Below are 18,904 nucleotides of genomic sequence, written 5' to 3'. Positions count from 1 at the left end.
GCCGCGCTGACCACCGCGCAACGCGCGCTCGGCCAGCCGGGCGACGCCGCGCCGGAGCTGATCAGCGCGCCCTGCCCGGGTGGGGGCCTGGCTCGCACCGCACGGTCCGTGGTCGCCTCCGGCCCGTCGATGACCGCACTCGCCCCGCTGGCCGGCGACACCCCACTGCTGGACCAACCTCCGGTGTACGCGTACCGCACCGGTCCGGTGACGGTGCTGGCCGAGAGCGGCCCGGACGCGGCCCGACTGGCCGCCACCGTCGGCTGCCCGGAGTGAGCCGGGCGACCCGCACCGATCAACCCTGGTCAGGTTGATCCGCTGGGTCACGGCTGCGGCCCAACGCGTCCACCATGCCCCACCGGCCGGGGATGTCCAGCAGCTCGATCCGACCCATGCCCGGTGGCACGGCCGGGTCGATGATCAGGTGTTCGCCCTGCGGCTCCAACCCCAGCATCACCCGGAGCAGCAGCAGCGGGGTGCCGGTGGACCAGGCCTGCGGACTGCACGCCGTCGGATACTGCACCGGGTAGTTGGTGAGGTCACGGGCGTAGCCGGCGAACGCCTCCGGCAGCCGCCCCTCGAAGTACCGGGACGCCGCCAGCATCGTGTCGCAGAGCATCCCCGCCTCGGACCGGAAGCCGTACCGCCACAACCCCCAGGCGATGATCGAATTGTCGAACGGCCACACCGTGCCCACGTGGTAGCCGATCGGGTTGTACCGTCCGTCGTCCTTGGCGAGGGTGCGCACTCCCCAGCCGGAGAAGAGCCGTGGCCCGAGCAGGTGCTCGACCACCTTGCCGGCGCGGGACTCGTCCACGATGCCGCTCCACAGCAGGTGCCCGATGTTGGAGGTCAGCGCGTCCACCTGCCGGCCGTCGGCGTCCAGCGCGAGTGCGTAGTACCCCCGGTCGGCGATCCAGAAGTCGCGGTCGAACCGCCGTTTGAGGTCGGCGGCCTCCCGTTCGAGCCGGTCCGCGTACTCCGGGTCGTTCCAGAAGGTCCGGGCCAGCCGGGCGGCCCGGATCTTCGCGTCGTACGCGTACCCCTGTAGTTCACAGGTCGCCCGGGGAAAGCCGGGCAGGTGCCCGTCGGCGTACGAGATCGCGTCCCAGGAGTCCTTCCAACACTGGTTCTGCAGACCGCTCTCCGGGTTCCGGGTCTGGTACCAGAGGTAGCCGGTGCCGAGCAGGTCGCCGTAGCTGTCGATCCAATCCAACGCCGCCCGGAGCTGCGACTCCAGCCGACGCACCAGCGCTCCGTCGCCGGTCCAGCGTTCGTACTCGTCGACCAGGATGACGAACAACGGCGTCGAGTCGGCCGACCCGTAGTACGGCGAGTGTGGCTGCTCCTCGAAGCCGGCGGTCTCCCCGTACCGAAGCTCGTGCAGGATCTTGCCGGGTTCCTCGTCCCGGAAGTCGTCGATGCGCTGCCCCTGCAAGCCGGCCAGCATCAGGATCGTCGGCGGGACCAGCTCCGGCAGGAACGGCAGCACCTGCAGCGAGGTGATGATGCTGTCCCGGCCGAACAGGGTCATGAACCAGGGCAGTCCCGCGGCGATCAGCCGGACCCCGAGGGCGATCGACTCGTAGCGCAGTGCGGCCAGGTCGTCGAGGCTGCGCCGGTACGCCCCGGCCAGCGGCTGGCAGTCGCAGCCGAGCTTCGGCGCCCGCTCGATCAGCTCCTGCTGCTCGGCCCGGATGACGTTCGCGCTGCGGCTGCCGCCGTACGGGAGGGTGGCCCGGATGTCCTCGCCACGGGCGCCGTAGACGACGCTTGACACGTGCAGTCGGGTGGTCCACTGGCTGTTGCGGGCGATCCGGATCCGGAAGGTCATCCCGGACTCGTCGACCTGGGCTGCGGCGGTGCTGCTGACCACCGTCTCCCGGTGGAACGCCTCCCGCCGGTAGGTCAGTCGCAGCTCGTTCTCGGACGTCGAGACGGTCGTTTGGCCAACCTTCCGCCGCGGGCGCTTGATCTCGAACAGGTCGGCGAAGTCGGCCCCGATCTCGATCCGGACGGTGAACTCGACGTCCGAGCCGGTGTGGTTGAGCACTGTCAGCTCCTCCTCGAAGCTGCCCACGATCGCCCGGCTGCGAACCACCGACGCCTTCGCGTCCAGGTAGTGCGTGGGTTCCCCGGGGGCGAGGAAGAACGTGGTGCGGTACGACTCGTTGTCGTCGACGGAGAGAGCGTGCAGCCGCTTGCCGTCCAGGGTGAGCAACCACTTCGACAGGAACCTGGTGTCGAAGGAGAACAGCCCGGTGGGGAAGTCGTAGGACGGCTCGATGTCCCCGCGACGGTCGCTGACCAGGAAGGTGTTGCCGTCCAGGATGCTGACGAGTTCCTTCACGCCAGTCGTCCGGCTGCTCGGCGGGTCGTCTCGCGGGGGTCGCGGGTGCCGGGCGGGTTCGGGAAGAACCTTCGGAAGGCGAGAAAGAGCACCACGTTCCCGCTGAACGTGCTCTCGTTGCGCAGCACCGCCGCGACACCCTGGGCCTCGCCGCTGATCATCCGGTCGAAGAGGGCTGCGCTGCTGTACCAGATGGCGTCGGCCGGCCCGCGTCCTCGGCTCACCTGCACCGACCCGGGACGCATCCGGACCAGCCAGTGTTCGGTCTGGTGGTCGCTGCCCAGGTCGATCTGGAGAGTCCCGTCGGCCAGGCCGCCCAGGACGTCGGGGGCGCGCGACGGCAGTGCTGCGAAGAATTTCTCCGTCGCCTCGGTCACATCCGAATCGTAGGCAGCTGCCCGAGATGTCGGGTCGGTATCGGCACTCCGCCCACGACGACCCGACCCGCCTGGCGGTCAGTAGACGAGTGCCTGCGCGCCCTCGGCCAACGCCTCCTCGACGAAGACCGCGGCACCCGCGATCCGGACCCCCGGGAGTACGTCGTCCGGGCCGATCTCCCGTCGGGCCGCGCACTGGGTGCAGGCGGTCACCCGACCACTGGTCAGAATGACGTGCAGCAGCTCGGCCAGCGGCGCGGAGTGCGGCAGCTCGAACTCCTGCGCGCGGCCGGGCAACGCGAACCAGGTCGACTCACCGGTCAGCCAGAGCGAGACGTCCACTCCGGCCGCCACCGCCGTCGCCGCGACAGTGAATGCCTGCGCGCACCGCTCCGGGGCGTCCGCCCCCGCGGTGGCCTTGACGACGAGAGTGCGGGCCATGTGGCCCAGCATAGGATGGTCGGGATGGTTACCGAGATCGGGTTCGTCAGCCTGCTGGTCGCCGGCCTGGGCGGGCTCGCCGGTGGCCTGGTCTACCTTGCCGTACGCATGTCGAGAGGACGCTGGTGAGCGCGAGGAGTGAGCCGGGTCTGCGAGCCCCGCAGTCGCGAACGAAGGTTGCCTGGTGAGCGAGAACCCGCTGCAGCCGCCGTGGCTGAACGCGCCGCCGGTCGAGGAGTACCCGTTCGAGGAGAGTTACGACCTGCGGGTCGGGCCGAAGCTGCACCCCGCGCTGGACGGTCTGCTGCCGTACATCGGCCTGTGGCGTGGTCGGGGCAAGGGCGGCTTCCCCACCATCGACGACTTCGACTACGCGCAGGAGATCCGGATCAGCCACGACGGCCGACCGTTCCTGCACTACGAGTCGCGGGCCTGGATCCTCGACGAGCAGAGCAAGCCGGTCCGGCCGGCCGGCCGGGAGGTCGGCTGGTGGCGGCCGGTGCTGGTGGACGGTCGGGCCACCGACGAGTTGGAGGCGCTGCTGACCACCCCGACCGGGGTGATGGAGCTGCACCTGGGCAAGCGCACCGGCACCCAGGTCGAGTTCGCCACCGACGCGGTGATCCGGACGCCGACCGCCAAGGAGGTCACCGGCGGGCACCGACTCTTCGGCATCGTCGAGGGTGCGCTGCTCTACGCGCAGGAGATGGCCGCCATGGGGCACGGGCTCAGCCCGCACCTCTCCGCCCGACTCGTCCGGGTGGGCGGCTGACTAGCCGGGAAAACCCAGCAGGGCTTGCAGGGCGGGGGTGCGCGGGCAGCGAGCCCGACGCACCCCGTCGAGCGTGTGGACCTCGACGAGCCCGCGTACGGACGAGCTGAACCAGACCCCGTCGGCGGCGTGCAGCTCGGCCGGCGTGACCATCCGTTCAACCGTGGCCAGGCCCAGCTCGCCGGCGTGGGCGAGCAGCCAGGCCACTGTCGTGCCGGGCAGGATGCCGGTGGCGGCGGCCGGCACCGTGCAGAGCGTGTCGCCGGTGAGCCACACCACATTGGCGATCGGCCCCTCCAGGGCGTAACCGTCGGAGGAGATCCAGAGCACGTCGTCCACGCCGGCCCGGCGGGCCCAGCGGCGGGCGGCGCTGTTGACCGCGCTCGACGTGGACTTGATGCCGGCGGGCAGCCAGCTCAGCTCGGTGCGGGCCGCGGCGGGCACCCCCAGCGACAGGGTGGCCACCCCGATGCCGTCGCGCCGGGCCGCCCGGGAGGACGCCGGCACCTCGGCCAGCGTGGCGAAGACGGTCGGCGGGCCGCCAGCCTCCGGGCCCCGCGTGCAGAGCAGCCGAAGTCCCCCCTCCACCTGGGCCGGCCAGCCGGCCCGTACCTCGTCCAGCAGGTCGATCAGCGCGACGGTCGGGGGCAGGGCCAGCTCTACGGTGGTGGCCGCCGCGATCAGGCGGGCCAGGTGCTCGTCGCGCAGCCACGGCCGACCGTCCCGCAGGTGCATGGTCTCGAAGATGCCGTCGCCGTGGAGCACACCGAGGTCGTCACCGCGGAGCACGGGGTCGCTAACCGGGACCGGGCCGCGCCCGAGCACGGCGATCCGTGCGGACGGGCTGCCCGTGGCGTCCCCGACGGGCGACCTCACCATGACCACCGAGCGTAGTGGCGGTCGATCGCGCGGCACGAACCAGTCGGGCGACCGAACTATGATCGGACGGTGTCCGAATCCTCCCTCGCGGAAATGCTCCGGGCCCGTGGGCTGCGGCTGACAGCCCAGCGGCAGCTCGTCCTCCAGGCGGTGCTCGATCTGGGGCACGCCACCCCGGAGCAGGTGCACACCGCCGTCCGGGAGGTCGCTGCCGGCGTCAACATCACCACCATCTACCGCACGCTGGAGCTGCTCGAACGGCTCGGCCTGGTGACCCACACCCACCTGTCGCACGGCTCGCCGACCTACCACGCGGCGGGTGAGCACCAACACGTCCACCTGGTCTGCCGGGACTGTGGCGCGATCGACGAGATCGATCCGGAGCTGCTCGGCCCCCTCGTCGACCAGTTGGCCGCGCAGCGCGGGTTCCGGGTGGACATCGGGCACGTGTCACTCTTCGGCGTCTGCGGACGTTGCGAGAACGGGGACCACAAATGATCGACATCGCGGGCGCGGTGGCTGTCGAGAGCATCGACGAGGCCAGCCGTGACCAGCCGGATCCGGCGCACGTCGCGGCCGGGGTGCGGGGGGTGGCCGCGCACTACGGCGACCCGCTGCGCGAGCAGCGCACCCTCGACACCGCTGTCGGTCTGGTCGACAGGTCACACCGGGGGGTCGTCGCGGTCCCCGGCGACGAGCGGGCCGGCTGGCTGCACACGATCACCTCGCAGCACCTGACCTCGCTGGCCGCGGGCGAGGGCACCGAACTCCTCGTGCTGTCGCCGCACGGCCACGTCGAGCAGCACGCGGTGGTCGCGGAGGACGGCGAGACCGCCTGGCTGGACACCGAGCCGGGGGCGACCGCCGGCCTGCTGGCGTACCTGGAGAAGATGCGCTTCTTCAGCAAGGTCGAACCACGTGACGCGACCGCCGAGCGGGCGCTGCTGTCGCTGGTCGGGCCGGCGGCGACGGAGGCGCTGGGCACGCTCGGCGTGACCGGGCTCGCCGAACCGGACCTGGTCGCGGTGCCCGGTCCGAAGTTCGCCGCCGGCGCCGTGCCGCCCCGGGCGAGCGTGCGGTACGACGTGCGGCCGTTGCCGATCGGCGGCTGGGCCCGACGTGGCCCGATCGGGGTGGACCTGCTGGTGCCCCGGTCGGCGATGGACCAGGTGGTGGCGGAGCTGCGCGGCGCCGGGGTGCCGGTCGCGGGGCTCTGGGCGTACGAGGCGATCCGGGTGGCCGCCCGGCGGCCCCGGGTCGGGGTGGACACCGACCACCGGACCATCCCGGCGGAGGTGGACCTGATCGCACCGGCGGTGCACCTGGACAAGGGCTGCTACCGGGGCCAGGAGACGGTGGCCCGGGTGCACAACATGGGCCGGCCGCCGCGCCGGCTCGTACTGCTGCACCTGGACGGGGTGACCACCGACCAGCCGCCGACGGCCGGTACGCCGGTGACACTCGACGGGCGGGCGGTCGGTTTCGTGGGCACCGCCGTGCTGCACCACGAGCTGGGCCAGGTCGCCCTCGCGGTGCTCAAGCGGAACGTTCCGGACGACGCCGCACTGCTGGTCGGCGAGACCGCGGCGGCGATCGACCCGTCCTGACCGGGGCGTCTAGGATCGCCGGCATGACGACAGGGACGTTGATCACGGTGGCCCCGACCGGCGCTGAGTCGGCCAAGGCGGAGGTGCCGGCGCTGCCGGTGACCCTCGACGAGCTGCTGCTCACCGCCAAGGAGTGCGAGGCGCTCGGCGCCGCCGTGATCCACGTCCACATCCGCGACGACGAGGCCCGGCCGACCCTCGACCCGGTGCGGCTGGCCGACACGGTCGCGGCGCTGCGGGAGAGCACCGACCTGATCGTGCAGCTCTCCTCCGGCGGCGCGGTGACCGACCCGGAGGCCGCCCGGCTCGCCGTCCTCGACGCGCGGCCGGACATGGCCTCGTGCACCATGGGCACTGTCAACTTCGGTGACGACGTCTTCCTCAACCGCTGGGAGTTCATCGTCGACCTGCACACCCGGATGCAGGAGCGCGGGATCGTGCCGGAGTACGAGATCTTCGACCTCGGCCACCTGTCCGCGTTGCAGCGGCTGCTCGGCAAGTACGGGCTGCCGGCCGGCGGGCACGTGCACGTCGACTTCGTGATGGGTGTGCCGGGTGGCATGCCGGGCAGCACCGAGACGCTGGTCGCGGCCCACCGGATGCTGCGTGACCTGCCCGAGGGCACCACCTTCTCGGCCACCGGAATCGGCCGCAGCACGATTCCGGTCATGCTGGCCGCGCTGTCGACCGGCGGGCACCTGCGGGTCGGCATGGAAGACACCGTGACGTACGCGAAGGGCCGCCCGGTCGAGTCCAACATGCAACTGGTCGCCCGCGCGGTGGGTTTCGCCCAGCTCGCCCAGCGTCCGCCATTGACCACCACCGAGGCCCGCGCCCTGCTCGGGCGGTAAGGCCGGCCCCGACCCGCACCCCTGTCACCCGAGCGGTGGATCGCCTGGTCACCCCGCTGTCGGGCACCCCGGCGTCGTCGGTACCGTCCAGCTCGTGACGAAGACGTACGAGGGTGGCGCGCCGCTCGCCGAGGTGGTCCGTTCGGAGTTCGTGGAGGGCGCCCACCGCGGCTCGGTGGTGGTGTTGGACGCCGCCGGTTCGGTGGTGGCGTCCGCCGGGGATGTGACCTCGCCGGTCTTCCCCCGTTCGGCGAGCAAGCCGATGCAGGCGATCGGGATGCTGAGGGCCGGCCTGGCGTTGACCGACCCGGCCGACGTGGCGTTGGTGTCGGCGAGTCATGCGGGTGAGGACTTCCACCTGGCCCGGGTCGGTGCGTTGCTGGAGCGCGCCGGGCTGGACGCGTCGGCGCTGCACTGCCCGCCCGACCTGCCGGTGGGCGTGGCGGCCCGGGAGGCGGTGCTGCGCGCCGGTGGCGGGCCGACCCGGACCCAGATGAACTGCTCCGGTAAGCACAGCGGGATGCTGCTGACCTGCGAGGCCGCCGGCTGGCCGCTGGCGGGTTACTGGCGGCCGGAGCACCCGCTACAGCAGCGGTTGCGGGCCGCCATCGAGGAGTTCACCGGCGAGCAGGCCGCTGCGGTGGGCGTGGACGGCTGCGGCGCCCCGGTGCTCGCGGTGTCGCTGACCGGGCTGGCCGGCGCGTATCTCCGGCTGGTCGACGCCGAGCCCGGCTCGGTGCCGCGCACGGTGGCCGACGCCATGCGCGGGTACCCGGAGATCGTCGGTGGCACCCAGGCCGACGACACCCGGTTGATGCGCGGCATCCCGGGCCTGCTGGCCAAGGTCGGCGCCGAGGGTGTGATCGCGGTGGCGTTGCCGGGAGTCGGCGCTGTCGCGCTCAAGATTGACGACGGCGCCGATCGGGCCCGGATGCCGGTGCTGGTGTCCGCGCTGCGCCGGCTGGGCGTGGACGCGCCGGTGCTGACCGAGTACGCCGAGGTGCCGCTCTTCGGCGGCGGCGTTCCGGTCGGGGCGGTCCGCCCACTCTGGTGACCGCGCACCGGTGGTGCGGGCTGCCGAGGGCAGAGACACCCTTCTGATCGAGCGCCATACCTCACAGGTATGAATATGACTGTGAGGTATGGCGCTCGTCACAACGGCATGTCCTCCGGCCCGGTCCGCAGCTCAGTTCAGGAAGGCGAGCACTGCCGCGTTGACCGGCTCCGGGCGCTCCAGCGGCAGCAGGTGTGCGGCGTCCGGCACGTCGGGCAGTCGTACCGCCCCGGGGACCTCGGCGGCGATCCGGTCGGCGAGCCGACTGATGTCCGGCACGTCCGCGGCGCCGGCGGTGACCAGGACGGGCACCTTCAGCTCACCGAGACGGTCGATCGCCGGTGGCGTCAGCTCTCCCACCTCGACGGCCCCGAGCGCCAGCTCGGCGGCGAGGGCACGCTGATCCATCTGCTGGGCGAACGCGATCAGCTCGGGGTCGACGTCCGCCGGCTGACGTCCCGGGCCGACCACCCAGAACCGCACCTCGCCCGCCGCGCCGGCGACGAAGTCGTCGGGGTCGACCTCGCCGACCAGCTCGTCCCAGAGGTCGTTCGCCTCCTCGGACCACTCGTTGCCGGAGACGGCGGTGTCGAACAGCGCGAGCGCGCTCACCCGGTCGGGGTGGGCCAGCGCGGTGTCGATGGCGACCGATCCACCGAAGGAGCAGCCGACCAGGGCGGCCCGGGGCAGGTCGAGCGCGTCCAGCAGCCCGACCACGTCGTCGTGGTGCGCGAACGGGGTGGTGGGCAGCTCCGAGTCTCCGTAGCCGCGAAGGTCCGGGGCGATCACCCGGTGCCGGGCCGCGAGCGCGGGCAGCTGTCCGCGCCACATCCGCCGGTCGGCGATTCCGGCGTGCAGCAGAACGACGGGTGAACCGCTGCCGGCCTCGTCGTACGCGATGCTTGCTCCATTGACTGCGATCTTGTGCACGGATCGGACCGTACGGATCGGGCGGACGGCGCGCAAACGTGATGCTGAGACCTTGCTAACTATGGCAAGCATTTTGCTTGCAGGAGCTAGCGCGGCCGGTTAGCGTCGCACCCATGGCCACCCCGAAGGACCTTCCCGATGTCGGCGGGTTCATCCGCGATCTCCGCCGCAACGCCAAGATCTCGCTGCGGCAGCTCGCCGAACAGGCCGGGGTGAGCAACCCGTACCTCAGCCAGATCGAGCGCGGCCTCCGTAAGCCCAGCGCCGAGGTGCTCCAGCAACTGGCGAGCGCGCTGCGGGTCTCCACGCCCGCGATGTACCTGCGCGCCGGCCTGCTCGACGACAAGGAGGGCCACGGGGTCCTCGCCGCCATCGCCGTGGACGCCGACCTGACGATGGCCCAGAAGCAGTCGCTCAGTCAGATCTACGAGACGTTCCGCCGGGAGAACACCCGGCTGGCCGAAGCGCAAACCGAGGCCGCCGGCGCGAGCGCGACCGCGACCGCCGACCTGGCCAATGTGGCCGCCACCGGCCCCACCACCGCCGAGGGCACCCCGACCGAGGCCGTGCTCGAGTCGGTTGCCCGCACCGAGGCGGGCACCGCCCCCGCCCCGAACAGCACCAGCATCCCCCCGAAGAAGGAGACGTCATGAGCGAGCCGAAGACCAACCGCATCCCCGCCCCGATCTACGCCGCCGCCGGCGCCGGCGAACTGGCCATCGAGCAGTTGCGCAAGCTGCCGGCAGTGGTCGGTGTCCTCGGCACCCGCGTCGTCGCCGACCTGGGCGGCCGGGCCGTGCTGACCGGCTTCGAGCTGCGCCAGAAGGCCGCCGCGTTGGACCTGGCCAAGCTCCGCGAGTCGGCCGACCTGGCCAAGCTCCGCGACGCCGCCGACCTGGCCAAGCTCCGCGAGTCGGCCGACCTGGCGAAGCTGCGCGACGCCGCCGACCTCGACAAGCTGCGTGCCGCCGCGACCCGCAACGCCGCCCTGGTGATCGCCGGTGCCCAGGCCGCTCAGGAGCGCGCGTTCGCCGCCTACGGCGCCCTGGTCGCCCGGGGGGAGCGGGTTGTCGGCGCCGGCGTGCTGGGGGCCGCCGAGACGGTCAACGCCGACATCGAGGCCACCCAGGCGGTGACGCCGGCCGCCACCGCGGCTGTCACCACCCCGACCGCCTCCCCGGCCGAGGTGCCGACCCCGGCCGACGTGGCCGAGATCGCCGAGGCCAAGCCGGCCGCCGTCAAGAAGGCCGCCCGCGCGCCGAAGGCGCCCAAGCCGGCCGAGACCCCCTCGGCGAAGCTCCCCCGGGCCACCAAGCGGACCCGCCCGGCGGCCGAGTAGTACCCGGTGTCGACGCCCCCGGCGACGTCCTTGTCGGACGAAGCCGGGGGCGTCGACATAAACTTGCCGGCATGGCCAACGCCGCGCCGATCTTCGCGTTCGAAGTCCGCTACGTGATCGAGCTGATCCTGCTCGTCTTCGCGCTGATCATCCAGGGTGTCGCGCTGGTGCACGCCATCACGCAACGCTCCGACGCCTTCTCCGCCATCGGGACGCTGCCCAAGGGTGGCTGGATCGCCATCCTGGCGGTCTGCCTCGTGCTGACCCTGCTCGGCTTCGGCCCGATCAGCCTCTTCGGACTGATCGGCATCGCCGCCGCGCTCATCTACCTGCTCGACGTCCGGGTCGGCCTGCGCGACCTGAGCGACGGCAAAGGGTTCTGGTGAGAGGTTTCCGGTGGCCACCCCCACCGGACAGCGGGCCCCGCAGTTGGGGGCCCGGCCCGGGTGGGCCGCGTACCGGCCGACCGGCACTGCCGGAGCCGGACACCGACCTGGTCGCCACCCCGCACGGCGTGCGACTGGAGCGGCTGGTCACCGGCACCGGTGATCCGGTCACGGTGTTCGCGCACGGGCTGGGCAACGGCATCGCCACCACCCGACCGTTCGGCAGCGGGGTGACCGGCCGCAAGGTGTTCTTCCAGTTCCGTGGGCATGGCCGTTCCGAGGCTCCGGACGGGGCGTGGGACTACCTGGACCTGGCCCGCGACCTGCGCGCGATCGCCGACCTGACCGGGGCCAGCCGGGCGTTCGGCGCGAGTCTCGGTGCCGGCGCGCTCTGCCGACTCCTCGCGGAGAGCCCGGAGCGCTTCGAGAAGCTGGTGTTCTTCCTGCCCGCGGTGCTCGACGAGGCACGCGGGTCGGTCGCCCAGGAACGCTTCGCGGACCTCCTGGAGGCGGTGCAGAGCGGAGACGCCTCGCTGGTCGCCGATGTCGTCTCGCTGGAGCTGCCCCCGGCGGTGCGGAACACCCCGGCCGGCTGGGCGTACCTGCGGCAGCGGCTGGACCAGCTGCTCCGCGACGGTCTGGCCGAGGGCCTGGCCACGCTGGCGGGGCAGCTGCCGCTGCGTCAGATCGGTGACCTGGCGGCGGTCACCGCGCCAGCGCTGGTGATCGGCTGCGCGGGCGACGACCTGCATCCGGTCGAGGTCGCCGAACGGCTCGCCGCCGCGCTGCCCCAGGCCACCCTGCACGTGTACGACCGGCCCGGCGTGCTCTGGTCCGAACGCGCCGACCTGCGGGACCGCGTCTCCGGGTTCCTGAACGAGTAATCTGCCCTGTCATGGGCGTCACACAGCACGGCCGGACGCACCGGCTGGACCTAGCCGACCCGACCCTGCGCGAGTGGACCTGCACGGTCCTGCACGTCGACCCGGAGCAGGGCATCGTGCTGGACCGTTCGGCGTTCTACCCGGGCGGCGGGGGTCAACCACCCGACCACGGCGTGCTGCTCTGGCAGGGCGTACAGACCCGGATCGTCGGCACCCGCAAGGGCGACGACCCGTACCTGATCCCCGCCGAGGGCGACCCGCTGCCGCCGGTCGGTGCCGAGGTCGTCGGCGCGGTGGAGGACGAGCGCCGCACCCGGCTGATGCGCACCCACTCCGGCCTGCACGTGCTCTGCGGTGTGGTGTTCCGCGACTTCGGCGCGTTGGTCACCGGCGGAAACATGGAGCCGGGCGAAGCCCGGATGGACTTCAACCTCCCCGAGGTGCCGCCGGACTTCAAGGCCCGGATCGAGGAGCTGGTCAACGCCGAGGTGGCCGCCGACCGCTCGGTCGCCACCCGGGTGCTGCCGCGCACCGAGGCGCTGGCCCTGCCGGACATCATCCGTACCCAGTCCAACCTCATCCCGGCGGACGAGGAGGAGGTCCGGATCGTCGACATCGTCGGGCTGGACGTGCAGGCCGACGGCGGCACCCACGTCGCCTCCACCGCCCAGATCGGCAAGGTGCAGGTGGTCAAGGTCGAGAGCAAGGGCCGGGCCAACCGCCGGGTCCGCGTCCGACTGGTGGATTAGACCGGGTAAACGAATTCGGACGGCGGTGTCAGGTATACCTGACACCGTCGCAGGCATGACGCAACCGCTAACCGGAAAGATCGCGCTGGTCGCCGGGGCCACGAGGGGTGCCGGTCGGCAGATCGCGGTCCAGCTCGGCGCGCCGGGGCCACCGTGTACGCCACCGGCCGCAGCACCCGGGCCGCCGCTCGGAGATGGACCGGCCGGAGACCATCGAGGAGACCGCCGAACTGGTCACCGCCGCCGGCGGCACCGGCATCGCCGTCCAGGTCGACCACCTGGTGCCCGACCAGGTCCGCGACCTGGTCGCCCGGATCGACGCCGAGCAGGGCCGCCTCGATGTGCTGGTCAACGACATCTGGGGCGGCGACCCCCTGACCACCTGGGACAAGCCGGTCTGGGAGCAGCCGCTGGACCCGGGTTTCCGCACCCTGCGACTGGCCGTCGACACGCACATCATCACCAGCCACTTCGCCCTGCCCCTGCTGATCCGCAACCCCGGCGGCCTGGTGGTGGAGATGGGCGACGGCACCAAGGCGTACAACGACGAGAACTACCGGCTCTCGGTCTTCTACGACCTGGCGAAGGTCTCGGTCAACCGGCTCGCCTTCAGCCAGGCGCACGAGCTGAAACCGCACGGCTGTACGGCCGTCGCACTGACCCCCGGCTGGATCCGGTCCGAGGCGATGCTGGAGCACTTCGGCGTGACCGAGGAGAACTGGCGCGACGGCGCCGCCACCGACCCGAACTTTCTCATCTCGGAAACCCCGGCCTTCGTCGGCCGCGCGGTGGCCGCGCTCGCCGCCGACGACGACAAGGGCCGGTGGAGCGGCCAGTCCGTCGACGCCGGCACGCTGTCCAAGGTGTACGGGTTCACCGACCTCGACGGCAGTCAACCCGAGGGTTTCCGCTACATCACCGAGGTCGTCGACGCGGGCAAGCCGGCGGACGTCACCGGCTACCGGTAGAGCGCGCCGAAACGTTCGGCGGCCGCCGCGAACATCTGCCGCAGCTCGGCTGGATCGAGCACCTCCACCTCGGGGCCGAGCCCCAACAGTTGGTGGTACGCCACCGGGACGGACTCGACGGGCAGCCGGGCCACCACCCAGCCCTGCCCGTCGGGTTCGCCGGTGGCGGCCACCACCTCGTCGTACACGAAAGGGGCATCGACCAGGTGCCGGAGCCGGCGCAGGCCGGCGGGGCTCAGCCGGACGGTGACCTCGGCCCGCAGCATGGTCCGGAGGAACGACCCGGCCTGCGCACGCCAGTGCCCGGCCAGGTCGAAGCCCGGGTCGCGGTCGAAGTGCTCGTCGCCCACCTCGACAGTGGTCACCCGGTCCACCCGGTAGGTGCGGACCTGGTCGCCGACCCGCCCGACCAGATACCAGGTGCCGCTCTTGAGCACCAGGCCGTACGGCTCGACCCGGCGGGTCACCTCCTGGTCACCTCGGCGATAGCCCACCCGCACCACCCGGTCGCCCCAGATCGCGCGCGCCAACTCGGGGAGCCAGACCGGCGGTGGCGTCTCCCGGAACCAGCCCGGCACGTCCAGGTGGAACCGCTGACCGGTGCGGGTCGGCGCGTCCCGCAACGCCGGGGGCAGCGCGGCGAGCACCTTCAGCTCGGCGGATGCCACCGCGTCGGCGAGCCCCATGTCCCCGGCCGGCCCGGGCAGCCCGGCGAGGAAGAGCGCCTCCGCCTCGTCCCGGGTGAGCCCGGTCAGCCGGGTGCGGTAGCCACCGAGCAGGCGGTAGCCGCCGGCCCGACCCCGATCGGCGTAGACCGGCACGCCACTGGCGGAGAGCGCCAACACGTCCCGGTAGACGGTTCGCTCGGAGACCTCCAGCTCCCGGGCCAGCTCGCTCGCGGTCATCGACCCACGCGCCTGCAACAGCAACAACAGCGAGATCAACCGGGACGCGCGCACCCGCCCATCCTGCCCGGTACCGCTCGCCGTCGGGCGGGTTCGATCATCGCTCGCTAGGCTGCTCATTCGTGGACGTCAGCAGAATCGCCAGCCCGGTGACCGGGGCCGTCGGACGCTTCCTGGCCGGGGCGGGGCTGCTCCTGCGGGGGCTGGGTCTCTATTTCCGCAGCCCGGGGTTGATGCTGCTCGGCGTCGTGCCGGCGCTGATCTCCGGCGCGCTGTTCCTGGCCGCGCTCACCACCCTGGTGTACTTCGTGGACGACCTCGCCGCGCTGGTCACCCCGTTCGCCGACGACTGGTCGAAAACCTCCCGCAGCCTGGTCCGGGTGATCGCCGGGCTGGCGTTCCTGGGGCTCGGCGGCCTGCTCGGCGTACTCACCTTCACCGCCGTCACCCTGGTCATCGGCGACCCGTTCTACGAGAAGATCTCCGAGCGGGTGGAGCAGCGGTACGGCGGCACGCCGAACGCGGTGGAGGTGCCCCTCTGGTCGTCGCTGCGCCGCAGCCTCGCCGATTCGGTGCGGCTGGTCGCGCTCTCCGCGCTGGTCGGCATCCCCCTCTTCGTCGCCGGTTTCATCCCGGTGGTGGGGCAGACCGTGGTGCCGGTGATCGGTGCCGCGGTCGGTGGCTGGTTCCTCGCCGTCGAGTTGGTCGGCGCGCCGTTCTACCGACGGGGGATGCGGCTGCCCCAGCGCCGGGCGATCCTCAAGGCCGACCGTCCCGCCGCGCTGGGCTTCGGGGTGGCGGTCTTCCTCTGCTTCCTGATCCCGCTGGGGGCCGTGCTGGTCATGCCGGCCGCGGTGGCCGGTGCCGCCCTGCTGGCCCGCCGTTCGCTCGGCCAGCCGATCGAACGGAGCTGACATGAAGATCACCCTGGTCGAGGGGGACATCACCACCCAGCGGGTGGACGCCATCGTCAACGCGGCGAACTCGTCGCTACTCGGTGGCGGTGGCGTCGACGGTGCCATCCACCGACGCGGTGGTCCGGCGATCCTGGCCGAGTGCCGGGCGCTGCGCGCGTCCCGGTACGGCAAGGGTCTGCCGACCGGACAGGCGGTGGCCACCACCGCGGGTGAGCTGCCGGCCCGCTGGGTGATCCACACCGTCGGGACGGTCTGGTCGGCCAGCGAGGACCGGTCGGCGCTGCTGCGCGACTGCTACGCCAACAGCCTCCGGGTAGCCGACGAACTGGGCGCGGCCACGCTGGCCTTTCCGCTGATCTCCGCCGGCATCTACGGTTGGCCGGTCGACGACGCGGTCCGTCAGGCGCTGTCGGTGCTGCGCCCGGCCACGCCCACGGCCGTCACCGAGGCTCGTCTGGTGCTCTTCGGCGCCGACACCCACGCCACCGCCCGTCGGATCGTCGACGCCGGCTGACGTCGATCGCGCGGCTTGGCCGGTTACGGCCGCTCGGAGAATTCCGCGACGAAAGCGCGCCAGGCGGCCGGGCCGAAGGTCAGAGTTCCGCCGTCACGGTCCTTTGTGTCCCGCACCAGCACGACGCCGGGCAGGTTGTCGGCGACCTCGACACAGTTGCCACCGTTCGTCCCGGACTTCGTCGACTTGTGCCACCGGGCGTCGGTCATGTCCATGTTTTCGCCGCTTCCTTGATCAAATCTAGAGAGGGTCGGCGGGGGAGTGCGTCCCGAAGTACGGCCTCCCACGTCCTTTGGAGCGTAGCAATCTCGCCTGCGCCGCTGACGGTTTGCGATCGCACTTGGTAGTCGGTATGCCCGACAACCGTGTCGTCGGGCATCGTGGCGAGAATGAACCCGCCTTGAAGGCCAGGGTAGAGCCCCGCGTCATCCGGCACGACATGAATTTGCACGTGCGGCAGCTCGGCGACGGCCGCGAGGTTTTCGAGCTGTTCACGTATCAACGTGCGGTCGTCGTTCACGGTCCGCCGGAGCACTGCCGCATCGAGCACGATCACCACGTGAGGCGGCTCCTCGCGATTAAGTACCGCTTGCCGGTCCATCCGCGACTGAACCCGCCGCCTAACTTGTTCAACAGTGAGCAGCCCACCGGCCTGAAGTGTCGCCCGTGCATACGTCTCGGTCTGTAGAAGCCCCGGCACGAAGGCCGGCTCGTACCATCTCAGGGCCTTCGCCTGCTCCTCGAAAGTGATCCACTCCCGTAACCACACGGGAGCCATGTCGAGTGCGGCGAGCCGTTCGAGAAGCCGCGCGAAGATTCCGCCCGTCTTCAGGGCCCTATCGATGGCTGCCACGTAATCGCTGGTAGGCGGGCGGGTGCCGGTCTCTACGGCGCTGACGTGAGTACCGGAGTAGCTGATGAACCTGCCGAATTCGTCTTGGTTCATTCCCCGGGCGGTCCGCGCATGCCGCAGCTCGTCGAGCAGGATCTCCGCCGCCGTGATGCTCACGTTCCCCAACCCTCCCCCAACATCACAACCCAGCTCCTCGCCGACCCTCACCAGCGGCTATGCCTCCCGCCGGTGCCGCTCCACCATGGCCGATTCGCTATCGAGGTTAGGCGGTTCCGCAGAAGAGTTCCATGAACAGGACCGCAACCGGAGAACTGGCCGGCACGGTCACTCTGGATCTGCGAATAGGGGGAGCCCGTGCCCAACAACGAGCCAGCGTCCGCGCGGAAGGTCAAGCCGGGCGATGTCTTGTACCTAACCCGCGCGGCGAGTGTGCAGTTCCTCCGGCCGCGTGCCGCAACTGCGCCGCGCCCTGGCCCTGCGGGCCGGCTCAACTCGACCTTATTGCCGAATTTTACGGTCACTCGATTGCTCTGGCGTTCTACCTGGCCTCGTCGATCCAAGAGGCCATCGACGACATGTATGGCCTGGGCGGTCGCCCGGATCTCGCCGTGATGCACACCCGCTTCCTCGGTTGGCTGTCCCTGGTCCGCCGATCCCGCCGGACCGATCGCCAGTGAGGAACGGTCTCCTGGTGGAGGGCACCTCGCATCAGGGTGACTGCTGATCAGGTCAGCTCGGCCAGGCAGGACCACTGGGATGCCACCGGCCGGTAGCCGAGCTTGGCGTTGATCGCGAGCATCGGCGCGTTCTCCTCGTCGTTCGAGGTGTACGCGACGCGCACGCCGTCGGCGGCGGCCCGGTGCAGCGCGGTTGCCTTGACCAGCCGGGCCAGCCCGCGCCCCCGATACGCCGGGACGCTGCCGGTGTAGTCCGACCACATCCGGTCACCGTCCCGCTTCACCAGGCTGAACGCGGCCACCTCGCCATCGACCTCGGCTGCGGTGCTGGCCGTCTTGTCCAGGCCGAGATTGTCCCAGACGTCGTACTGCCAGCTTTCGTAGCTGACCGCGTCGACCGGGACGTCACCCGGCTCGTCGACGGCCGAGGCCACGTCCGCCGTGTACAGCAGGTGCGGATCAAGGTCGGCGATCGGGAGTAGCCGTACGCCCGGGGGCGGGTCGGGCAGCGCGGGTGCCGGGTCCAGGTCGAGCGCCGAGTAGCGCAGCTCCCGGCTGGGCTCGTAGCCGTGCCGGCGGGCGAACGGCAGCGCGTCCGGCTGTACCCAGGTTCGTACCGTGCGGATTTCCAGCGCCGTGAGGTGGCCGGTCGCGGCGCTCAGCAGTGCGGTGCCGATGCCCCGCAGCCGGTGCTCCGAATGTACGTGCAGCATTGCGATGTCGCCGAAATCCGGTGTGGAGGTCCAACGGGCGGGCTGAGCCGACACCCAGCCGACGACCTGTGCGTCGACCTCGGCCACGAAGGCGGTCCACCCCTCGACGGGTGGCGGTTCGGCGATCATCTTTCGGGTCGACTCGACCCCACGCACCAGGTACGGGTGAACAGTCGCCCGCAGGGCCACCACGCCCGCGGCGTCGTCCGGCTGCGCCACACGGATCCGCATGTCAGGCCCCCGTTCGTACGGCGGCGACCGCCTCGACCTCGACGAGCTGGTCGGAATAGCCGAGCACGGCCACCCCGAGCAGGGTGCTGGGCGGGTCGTAATCGCCGAAGAAGTCCCGGACCACCTCCCAGACGGTTACCAGGTCCGCCTGTCGGGAGGACGCCACGTAGACGGTCGTCTTGATCACGTCGGTGGGGGTGGCGCCGGCCGCCGCGAGGGCGGTCTTCAGGTTCGCCATCACCTGCCGGGCCTGCGCGGCGTGGTCGCCTGGTGCCACGGTGCGTCCCTCGGCGTCGAGCGGGCACGCTCCGGCGGTGTAGACCAGCCGGGCGGGCGGCTCGACGGTGGCCGCGTACGCGTACTCGGCGACGTCGGAGAGGGCGGGGACGTGCAGCAGCGCGACAGGGTCCGGCATGCCGGCGAGGCTAACGACGATCGCCTGTCGAAGCGACGCATTAACCGCGCCGGTCACCGCGAGGATCATGGAGCGGCACCCGAGCACCCGAG

General features: G+C 71.5%; 23 protein-coding genes and 2 pseudogenes. 15 read left to right on the top strand and 10 right to left on the bottom strand.

The genetic code is table 11. The annotated features are described in order from the left end of the window. Positions 1–276, top strand: a pseudogene (locus JM949_RS01690) (hypothetical protein); the annotation flags it as partial. Between the two features lie 19 nt (positions 277–295). Here the strand turns inward: JM949_RS01690 and JM949_RS01685 are convergent. The 3 genes from JM949_RS01685 to JM949_RS01675 all read right to left on the bottom strand — a co-directional run bounded on the left by JM949_RS01685 (position 296) and on the right by JM949_RS01675 (position 3,180). Continuing rightward, complete coding sequence (locus tag JM949_RS01685; protein WP_203146682.1) at positions 296–2,350, bottom strand: amylo-alpha-1,6-glucosidase; 2,055 nt, start codon at positions 2,348–2,350, stop codon at positions 296–298. Continuing rightward, complete coding sequence (locus JM949_RS01680) at positions 2,347–2,727, bottom strand: SCP2 sterol-binding domain-containing protein (RefSeq protein WP_203146681.1); 381 nt, start codon at positions 2,725–2,727, stop codon at positions 2,347–2,349. The genes JM949_RS01685 and JM949_RS01680 overlap by 4 nt, the downstream gene beginning before the upstream one ends. A gap of 78 nt (positions 2,728–2,805) precedes the next feature. Next, positions 2,806–3,180, bottom strand: coding sequence for a DsrE family protein (locus JM949_RS01675; RefSeq protein WP_179781162.1), 375 nt, complete (start codon positions 3,178–3,180; stop codon positions 2,806–2,808). 12 nt (positions 3,181–3,192) lie between these two features. On the opposite strand from JM949_RS01675, the gene mtfM reads away from it, so the two are divergent. Then, positions 3,193–3,297 carry a small membrane protein MtfM gene (mtfM, locus tag JM949_RS38755; RefSeq protein WP_282264268.1) on the top strand — a complete coding sequence of 35 codons (105 nt, stop codon included), beginning with the start codon at positions 3,193–3,195 and terminating at the stop codon, positions 3,295–3,297. A gap of 52 nt (positions 3,298–3,349) precedes the next feature. After that, positions 3,350–3,940 carry an FABP family protein gene (locus JM949_RS01670; RefSeq protein ID WP_203146690.1) on the top strand — a complete coding sequence of 197 codons (591 nt, stop codon included), beginning with the start codon at positions 3,350–3,352 and terminating at the stop codon, positions 3,938–3,940. On the opposite strand, the gene JM949_RS01665 is transcribed toward JM949_RS01670, so the two are convergent. Next, entirely contained in the window at positions 3,941–4,819 is an 879-nt protein-coding gene (locus JM949_RS01665; protein WP_203146680.1) for an aminotransferase class IV, read from the bottom strand. It lies immediately after the preceding gene. A 69-nt stretch (positions 4,820–4,888) separates the two neighbouring features. On the opposite strand from JM949_RS01665, the gene JM949_RS01660 reads away from it, so the two are divergent. The 4 genes from JM949_RS01660 to JM949_RS01645 all read left to right on the top strand — a co-directional run bounded on the left by JM949_RS01660 (position 4,889) and on the right by JM949_RS01645 (position 8,331). After that, positions 4,889–5,317 carry a Fur family transcriptional regulator gene (locus JM949_RS01660; RefSeq protein ID WP_203146679.1) on the top strand — a complete coding sequence of 143 codons (429 nt, stop codon included), beginning with the start codon at positions 4,889–4,891 and terminating at the stop codon, positions 5,315–5,317. After that, on the top strand, positions 5,314–6,426 hold the full coding sequence (gene ygfZ / locus JM949_RS01655; RefSeq protein WP_203146678.1) for a CAF17-like 4Fe-4S cluster assembly/insertion protein YgfZ: 1,113 nt from the start codon (positions 5,314–5,316) through the stop codon (positions 6,424–6,426). The genes JM949_RS01660 and ygfZ overlap by 4 nt, the downstream gene beginning before the upstream one ends. Positions 6,427–6,449: 23 nt before the next feature. Then, on the top strand, positions 6,450–7,277 hold the full coding sequence (locus JM949_RS01650) for a BKACE family enzyme (protein ID WP_203146677.1): 828 nt from the start codon (positions 6,450–6,452) through the stop codon (positions 7,275–7,277). A 94-nt stretch (positions 7,278–7,371) separates the two neighbouring features. Next, positions 7,372–8,331, top strand: a complete 960-nt coding sequence (locus JM949_RS01645; RefSeq protein WP_203146676.1) for an asparaginase — start codon at positions 7,372–7,374, stop codon at positions 8,329–8,331. A 132-nt stretch (positions 8,332–8,463) separates the two neighbouring features. On the opposite strand, the gene JM949_RS01640 is transcribed toward JM949_RS01645, so the two are convergent. Further along, positions 8,464–9,261, bottom strand: a complete 798-nt coding sequence (locus JM949_RS01640; RefSeq protein ID WP_203146675.1) for an alpha/beta fold hydrolase — start codon at positions 9,259–9,261, stop codon at positions 8,464–8,466. A gap of 113 nt (positions 9,262–9,374) precedes the next feature. On the opposite strand from JM949_RS01640, the gene JM949_RS01635 reads away from it, so the two are divergent. From JM949_RS01635 to JM949_RS01610, 6 genes and pseudogenes are all read left to right on the top strand, one after another. After that, a complete protein-coding gene (locus JM949_RS01635) occupies positions 9,375–9,914 on the top strand; it encodes a helix-turn-helix domain-containing protein (protein WP_203146674.1) in 540 nt (179 codons plus the stop codon). Continuing rightward, positions 9,911–10,600, top strand: coding sequence for a hypothetical protein (locus tag JM949_RS01630; protein ID WP_203146673.1), 690 nt, complete (start codon positions 9,911–9,913; stop codon positions 10,598–10,600). Before JM949_RS01635 ends, JM949_RS01630 begins: the two co-directional genes overlap by 4 nt. 71 nt (positions 10,601–10,671) lie before the next feature. Beyond that, positions 10,672–10,986 carry a DUF2516 family protein gene (locus tag JM949_RS01625; protein WP_203146672.1) on the top strand — a complete coding sequence of 105 codons (315 nt, stop codon included), beginning with the start codon at positions 10,672–10,674 and terminating at the stop codon, positions 10,984–10,986. Next, positions 10,983–11,870 carry an alpha/beta fold hydrolase gene (locus tag JM949_RS01620; RefSeq protein ID WP_203146671.1) on the top strand — a complete coding sequence of 296 codons (888 nt, stop codon included), beginning with the start codon at positions 10,983–10,985 and terminating at the stop codon, positions 11,868–11,870. The genes JM949_RS01625 and JM949_RS01620 overlap by 4 nt, the downstream gene beginning before the upstream one ends. A gap of 11 nt (positions 11,871–11,881) precedes the next feature. Beyond that, positions 11,882–12,619 (top strand): alanyl-tRNA editing protein, encoded by a 738-nt coding sequence (locus JM949_RS01615; RefSeq protein WP_203146670.1) that lies wholly within the window; start codon positions 11,882–11,884, stop codon positions 12,617–12,619. Between the two features lie 55 nt (positions 12,620–12,674). Next, positions 12,675–13,587, top strand: a pseudogene (locus tag JM949_RS01610) (SDR family oxidoreductase). On the opposite strand, the gene JM949_RS01605 reads toward JM949_RS01610, so the two are convergent. Beyond that, positions 13,578–14,546: a helix-turn-helix transcriptional regulator gene (locus JM949_RS01605; RefSeq protein ID WP_309231951.1), complete on the bottom strand. Its 969-nt coding sequence runs from the start codon at positions 14,544–14,546 to the stop codon at positions 13,578–13,580. The pseudogene JM949_RS01610 and the gene JM949_RS01605 sit on opposite strands and share 10 nt — an antisense overlap. Positions 14,547–14,614: 68 nt before the next feature. Here JM949_RS01605 and JM949_RS01600 point away from each other — a divergent pair, with 68 nt between their 5' ends. Both JM949_RS01600 and JM949_RS01595 read left to right on the top strand, forming a co-directional pair. Continuing rightward, a complete protein-coding gene (locus JM949_RS01600) occupies positions 14,615–15,406 on the top strand; it encodes an EI24 domain-containing protein (RefSeq protein ID WP_203146668.1) in 792 nt (263 codons plus the stop codon). A 1-nt stretch (position 15,407) separates the two neighbouring features. Continuing rightward, positions 15,408–15,923: an O-acetyl-ADP-ribose deacetylase gene (locus JM949_RS01595; RefSeq protein WP_203146667.1), complete on the top strand. Its 516-nt coding sequence runs from the start codon at positions 15,408–15,410 to the stop codon at positions 15,921–15,923. A 23-nt stretch (positions 15,924–15,946) separates the two neighbouring features. On the opposite strand, the gene JM949_RS01590 is transcribed toward JM949_RS01595, so the two are convergent. From JM949_RS01590 to JM949_RS01575, 4 genes are all read right to left on the bottom strand, one after another. After that, on the bottom strand, positions 15,947–16,132 hold the full coding sequence (locus tag JM949_RS01590; protein ID WP_203146689.1) for a DUF397 domain-containing protein: 186 nt from the start codon (positions 16,130–16,132) through the stop codon (positions 15,947–15,949). After that, on the bottom strand, positions 16,129–16,941 hold the full coding sequence (locus JM949_RS01585) for a helix-turn-helix domain-containing protein (RefSeq protein WP_255545479.1): 813 nt from the start codon (positions 16,939–16,941) through the stop codon (positions 16,129–16,131). The genes JM949_RS01590 and JM949_RS01585 overlap by 4 nt, the downstream gene beginning before the upstream one ends. Before the next feature lie 559 nt (positions 16,942–17,500). Next, entirely contained in the window at positions 17,501–18,397 is an 897-nt protein-coding gene (locus tag JM949_RS01580; protein ID WP_203146665.1) for a GNAT family N-acetyltransferase, read from the bottom strand. Position 18,398: 1 nt separating this feature from the next. After that, positions 18,399–18,812, bottom strand: a complete 414-nt coding sequence (locus tag JM949_RS01575; RefSeq protein ID WP_203146664.1) for a RidA family protein — start codon at positions 18,810–18,812, stop codon at positions 18,399–18,401. Positions 18,813–18,904 lie beyond the last annotated feature (92 nt).

Source organism: Micromonospora tarensis, assembly GCF_016803395.1.
Taxonomy (GTDB): Bacteria; Actinomycetota; Actinomycetes; order Mycobacteriales; family Micromonosporaceae; genus Micromonospora; species Micromonospora tarensis.
Note: the sequence above shows the minus strand (reverse complement) of the source record. Positions and strands in the feature narration are given on the sequence as shown.